The sequence below is a fragment of the Kitasatospora sp. NPDC001683 genome, assembly GCF_053596495.1.
In genome coordinates this window covers 1-5,293 of record NZ_JBSFGK010000192.1, presented here as the reverse complement: position 1 = coordinate 5,293, position 5,293 = coordinate 1, and the positions used below count along the sequence as shown (strand labels likewise).

The window sequence follows — 5,293 nt, the reverse complement described above, 5'->3', positions numbered from 1 at the left end:
GGTTGGGGGGGTCGGGGGGGGGGGGGCCGCGCCCCCCCCCACCACTCCGCGCTACTCGACGACCAGCTCGACCGGGATGTTGCCCCGGGTGGCGCGGGAGTACGGGCAGACCTCGTGCGCCTGCTTGACCAGCTGCAGACCGGTCTCGCCCTCGAGCGAGTCGGGCAGTTCGACGCGCAGCACGACGGACAGGCCGAAGCCGGCGTCGTCCTTGCCGATGGAGACCTCGGCGGTCACCGAGATCTCGCCGGTGTCCACCCGGGCCTGCCGGCCGACCAGGCCGAGGGCGCTGGCGAAGCAGGCGGCGTAGCCGGCCGCGAACAGCTGCTCGGGGTTGGTGCCCTGGCCGCTGCCGCCGAGCGCGGGCGGCATCGCGAGGGCGAGGTCCAGCTGGCCGTCCGAGCTGACGGCGCGGCCCTCACGGCCGTTGGCGGTGGCGGCTGCGGTGTAGAGCGCGTCCATGGTGGGTCCCTTCGTGGTGCGCGGTCCGTGGTGTGCGGAAGCGTGCGAAGTCGTCGGTGCTTCGGCGGCGGTACGGCTGCCGACTGCTCCACAAGTAGAGCACTCAATTCAATTGCGCACAACTAAATCGCGCGACTGTGATCGGTACCATTGGGTTCATGACCACGCTCCCCGGCATGGCGGACGAGGAACTGCTCCGCCTGGACCAGCAGATCTGCTTCTCGCTCAACGCCGCCTCGCGCGCCTTCGGCGGCGTCTACCGGGTCCTGCTCCGGGACCTCGGGCTCACCTATCCGCAGTACCTGGTCATGCTGGTGCTCTGGGAGGACGGCGACCTGTCGGTCAAGCGGATCGGCGAGCGCCTGCGGCTCGACTCCGGCACCCTCTCCCCGCTGCTGAAGCGGTTGGAGGCGGCCGGACTGGTGCGTCGCGAGCGCAGTCCGGAGGACGAGCGGTCGGTCACCGTCGGCCTCACCGTCGAGGGATCGGCGCTGCGCGCACGGGCCGGGCAGGTGCCGCGTCGGCTGCTCGCGGCGACCGGGTTGCCGGTCGAGGACCTGGCCGCGCTGCACGCGCTGCTGGAGCGGGTGACCGTCGCGCTGGACTCGGCGGAGGTGGAGCCGGCGCCGTAGGCCGCCATGCGGCCGGTGTTTCCGCCGATCGCCGCAGCGGCGTCGCGGGGCTTGTCAAGCCGGTGGTCGACGGAGTGTGATCTGGGTCACGTCCGGCTCGTCGGATGGCGTTCCATGTGCGCGAACGGGCAGCTCAGCGGTGCTGTTCGAAAGTGAACGGAAACGTTCGCCAATTGCCCGCCCGATCCGGTCAACAACCCGCGCCTCCCGGACGGTTACACCACGAGCCCCCAGAGGGCCGTCGGCGTGCCATCCGGTGTGCCGGCCAGCTGACCCAGGAAAGGGGGCGCGTGTGAACACTCCCGGGCCGGGCGGGGAGCGGAGCCTGCGGGCCGACCCGCTCGACGACCTGCCGAACGACTTCGAGGCGTTCTTCACCCGCGAGAACACCGGCTACCTCCGCTACGCCCAGCAGCGCCTGCGCCACCGGGAGGACGCCCAGGACGCCGTGCAGAACGCCGGCGCCACGCTCTACAAGAACTGGCGCCGCGCCCTGGCCAGCGAGGACCCGCAGGCCTTCGCCTTCAAGATCGTCAAGGACGCGGTGGTCGACGTCCTGCGCGAGCGCCGCCGCGCCGAGCGCAAACGGCTGCGAGTGATCGCCCAGCGCCGCCCCGACACCAGCCAGGACGAGCTGGAGGAACTCGCCGAGCTGGACGCCCTGGACTGGGCGATGGACGAGCTCGCCCGGGCCGCGCCGATCCAGGCCGACGTCGTCCGGCTGCGCCAGGCGGGCCTGTCCTATCCCGACATCGGCCGGTCGCTCGGCATCGCCCACACCACCGCCCGCACCTATTACAGCCTCGGGCGGCGCCACCTGGACTACCTGCTGGAGCACCCGGACGACGGGCAGGCGCCATGAGGGGCACCGAGCTGCTGCGCGCACACGCCGCCGAGCTGGCGCAGGAATGCCGCGACCACGACCCGGCGGCCTTCACCCGCGGGCTGGCCGAGCGGCTGGCCGCCGGCCGGCGGGCCGTCCCGACCGGGCGCGAGCGCCCCGCCCGGCCGCCCACCGTCGCCCGGCCGCCGCACGCCCCCGCCGCCGGCGACCACCCCTGGGGCGCCGGGCGGTCCGACCTGCGGCGCGACCTGCGGCACCTGTGCGCGGGGGTGGTCGGCGCGGTGGAGCCCGGGGAACTGGCCCTGGACCTCGAACTCGCCGAGAAGGCCGCCTTCCGCACCCTCGGCTGCCTGCTCTACGGCATGGGTCGCACGGCGGACGGGGTCTTCTGGTGGCGGATCGCCACCCAGTACGGCGACCAGCTGGCCGTCCACTGCCTGGCCGTGCACTACGCCGCCGAGGGCGAGCGGCGCGACGCGGCCCGCTGGGCCGCCGAGGCCGAGGACCTCAGCGACCCGGGCCGGCTGCCGGAGCTGGCACCGGCGGCCCGCCCGGGCCGCGCCGCCGAGCTGGCCCGGCTGCTGGCGGAGCGGTACGACGGGGAGATCCTGCTGACCCTGCGGGGCGCGGTGGCGGCGCGCCCGGGGGCCGATCCCGGGCGGCTCGGCGTACGGGCGGTGCGGGGGCGCGGGGTGGTGCGGATCCGGTGAGGGGGCGTGGCGCGCGCGGGGTGGTGCCGATCCGGTGAGCGGCTGGGGCAAGGGTGAGGCGGGGTGCCGGTCAGGTGAGCCCGGAGAGGGCGCCGCCGAGGTAGTCGGCGCCGAGCACGACCGGGACGGCCGTCATGATCGCCGCGTGGTGCGCGGCGGTCCAGGCGCGCCATTCGCCGAGGGCGCGGAGCGAGCGGTCGGCGCCGCGGAGCTGGACGGCGAGCGGCAGGAGGGTGCCCAGCGAACCGATCAGCACCATCAGGGCGGCGGCCAGGACCTTCGCACCGGTGCCGGGCGGGGCGGCGGCGATCGAGGCGGCGCCGCCGATGGCCGGGAGCAGGCTCTTCGGCCGGGCCACGATCAGGGCGACGGCGAGCCCGGCGGACCTGGCGGGGGTGAGGCGGTCGATCCCCAGCAGCCACGCCGGGGGTGCGGTGACGTGCCCGGGCCGGGGACGGTCGCGCCACTGCTTGGCCGCCAGCAGGAGCAGCGCGGCGCCGAGGACGAGCTTCAGCCAGGACGACCAGGTCGGTTCGCCATTGCCCGGGTTCAGCGCGCTGCCGGCCGCCACCACCAGGGCCACGACCGCCGCCAGGCCGAGCACCCAGCCCGCCGTGAACGCGAGCCCGTTGGACCGGCCGCGGGGCGAGGCGAGGATCAGGAGCACGACGATCAGTGGCAGCGGACTGAGCGCGACCGCCACCGCCGAGGCCAGCATCGGGCCGATCGCCTCACCCATCCCCGGACCTGCCTTCCCGTCGCCGGGCACCGTCCGCCATTCAGCTACCACCGGGGGCGGAGCGCACGGCCGGTACGGCCGTTCGGGTGAGGGCGGCCGCCTCGCGGTGCGCTGCTGCGCGGTGGCGCCGAACGCCCGGGGGCCGCCGCACCGGTGTGGTGCGACGGCCCCCGGGACCGGCTGCGACGGGCGGCGCCCGGTCAGTCGGTGCCGGACTCCATCGCCGCGTGGTCGAGCGCGGTGGGCTCCGCCTCGTTGCCGGTGCCGGAGGCGATCGGCGCCGCGCCGCCCGGCGCGAGCTCGCCGATCAGGCCGCTCCACTGCGCCAGCTGGCCGTGGCCCGCGTACTGCTCCAGCTTGCTGCGCGAGTCGGCGATGTCCAGGTTCCGCATGGTCAGCTGGCCGATCCGGTCGTCCGGGACGAAGGCGGCGTCGACGCTGCGCTCCATCGACAGCTTCTCGGGGTGGTAGCTGAAGTTCGGACCCTGGGTGTCGATCACCGAGTAGTCCTGGCCGCGCCGCAGCCGCAGCGTGACGCTGCCGGTGACGGCCTGGCCGACCCACTTCTGCAGGCTGTCGCGCAGCATGAGCGCCTGCGGGTCGAACCAGCGGCCCTCGTACATCAGCCGGCCGAGGCGCCGGCCCTGGGTGTGGTAGGTGGCGAGGGTGTCCTCGTTGTGGATGGCGTTCAGCAGGCGCTCGTAGGCGATGTGCAGCAGCGCCATGCCGGGGGCCTCGTAGATGCCGCGGCTCTTGGCCTCGATGATCCGGTTCTCGATCTGGTCGGACATGCCCAGGCCGTGCCGCCCACCGATCCGGTTGGCCTCGTGCACCAGGTCGACCGCGGAGCCGAACTCACGGCCGTTGATCCGGACCGGCCGGCCGAACTCGAAGTCGACGGTGACGTCCTCGGTCTGGATCTCGACGGCCGGGTCCCAGAAGGCGACGCCCATGATCGGGGCGACGATCTCCATCGAGGTGTCCAGGTACTCCAGCCGCTTGGCCTCGTGGGTGGCGCCCCAGATGTTGGCGTCGGTGGAGTAGGCCTTCTCGGCCGAGTCCCGGTACGGCAGGTCGCGCTCGGCGAGCCACTCGGACATCTCCTTGCGGCCGCCGAGCTGGTTGACGAAGTCCTGGTCCAGCCACGGCTTGTAGATCCGCAGGTTCGGGTTGGCGAGCAGGCCGTAGCGGTAGAACCGCTCGATGTCGTTGCCCTTGTAGGTCGAACCGTCGCCCCAGATGGAGACGCCGTCCTCCTGCATGGCCCGCACCAGCAGGGTGCCGGTCACGGCGCGGCCGAGCGGGGTGGTGTTGAAGTAGGTCTGCCCGGCGGAGCGGATGTGGAAGGCACCGCAGGCCAGGGCGGCCAGGCCCTCCTCGACCAGCGGGGCCCGACAGTCGATCAGGCGGGCCTGCTCGGCGCCGTAGGCGCGGCCACGGGCGGGGACGTCGGCGAGGTTCGGCTCGTCGTACTGGCCGATGTCGGCCGTGTAGGCGTAGGGGACGGCGCCGTGCTCGCGCATCCACGCGACCGCGACGGAGGTGTCCAACCCACCGGAGAATGCGATGCCGATCCGTTCACCGACCGGCAGCTTGCTCAAGACCTTCGACATGCATGCACCCTTGACCCACCCGCGCGGGCGCGGGCTCCTGATTTAGCGACGTGTGAGGGGATTCGGCCTGATTGATCCGATGCCCGCACTCTGGCATAGATTTGCAGAGTACCGCAAGAGCATACGAACGCGTCGACCGGGGCGGCTACTCGCGGGGCCGCGTTGCGGTGGCCTTCGGTCGGGTCAATTCGGGTGGATCGCAGGCGGGTTGGGGCGGGAGGCGGGTCGGGCCGGACTCCGATGGGCGCCCTCGCGGGCCTGTGACAGGCACACACCACCACATACCGATGGAC

At 73.4% G+C, this 5,293-nt stretch carries 6 protein-coding genes; 3 read left to right on the top strand and 3 right to left on the bottom strand.

Features of this window, described 5'->3' with window-relative positions; translation table 11 throughout:
* Positions 1–51: 51 nt before the first annotated feature.
* Entirely contained in the window at positions 52–462 is a 411-nt protein-coding gene (locus ACWCYO_RS40155; RefSeq protein WP_270149959.1) for an organic hydroperoxide resistance protein, read from the bottom strand.
* Between the two features lie 158 nt (positions 463–620).
* On the opposite strand from ACWCYO_RS40155, the gene ACWCYO_RS40150 reads away from it, so the two are divergent.
* From ACWCYO_RS40150 to ACWCYO_RS40140, 3 genes are all read left to right on the top strand, one after another.
* Positions 621–1,094 carry a MarR family winged helix-turn-helix transcriptional regulator gene (locus ACWCYO_RS40150; protein ID WP_270149961.1) on the top strand — a complete coding sequence of 158 codons (474 nt, stop codon included), beginning with the start codon at positions 621–623 and terminating at the stop codon, positions 1,092–1,094.
* A gap of 292 nt (positions 1,095–1,386) precedes the next feature.
* A complete protein-coding gene (locus ACWCYO_RS40145; RefSeq protein WP_270149962.1) occupies positions 1,387–1,956 on the top strand; it encodes an RNA polymerase sigma factor in 570 nt (189 codons plus the stop codon).
* The gene (locus ACWCYO_RS40140) at positions 1,953–2,648 is read left to right on the top strand and encodes a hypothetical protein (protein WP_270149963.1); all 696 of its coding nucleotides are present in this window, start codon (positions 1,953–1,955) and stop codon (positions 2,646–2,648) included. Before ACWCYO_RS40145 ends, ACWCYO_RS40140 begins: the two co-directional genes overlap by 4 nt.
* 70 nt (positions 2,649–2,718) lie before the next feature.
* On the opposite strand, the gene ACWCYO_RS40135 is transcribed toward ACWCYO_RS40140, so the two are convergent.
* A complete protein-coding gene (locus ACWCYO_RS40135) occupies positions 2,719–3,387 on the bottom strand; it encodes a GAP family protein (RefSeq protein ID WP_449786992.1) in 669 nt (222 codons plus the stop codon).
* Between the two features lie 200 nt (positions 3,388–3,587).
* Positions 3,588–5,000: an argininosuccinate synthase gene (gene argG, locus ACWCYO_RS40130; RefSeq protein WP_270149966.1), complete on the bottom strand. Its 1,413-nt coding sequence runs from the start codon at positions 4,998–5,000 to the stop codon at positions 3,588–3,590.
* Positions 5,001–5,293: the final 293 nt, after the last annotated feature.

Coding starts and splice junctions, on each gene's coding strand:
- ACWCYO_RS40155 (WP_270149959.1), bottom strand. CDS start 462: ATGGACGCGCTCTACACCGCAGCCGCCACCGCCAACGGCCGTGAGGGC.
- ACWCYO_RS40150 (WP_270149961.1), top strand. CDS start 621: ATGACCACGCTCCCCGGCATGGCGGACGAGGAACTGCTCCGCCTGGAC.
- ACWCYO_RS40140 (WP_270149963.1), top strand. CDS start 1,953: ATGAGGGGCACCGAGCTGCTGCGCGCACACGCCGCCGAGCTGGCGCAG.
- ACWCYO_RS40135 (WP_449786992.1), bottom strand. CDS start 3,387: ATGGGTGAGGCGATCGGCCCGATGCTGGCCTCGGCGGTGGCGGTCGCG.
- argG (WP_270149966.1), bottom strand. CDS start 5,000: ATGTCGAAGGTCTTGAGCAAGCTGCCGGTCGGTGAACGGATCGGCATC.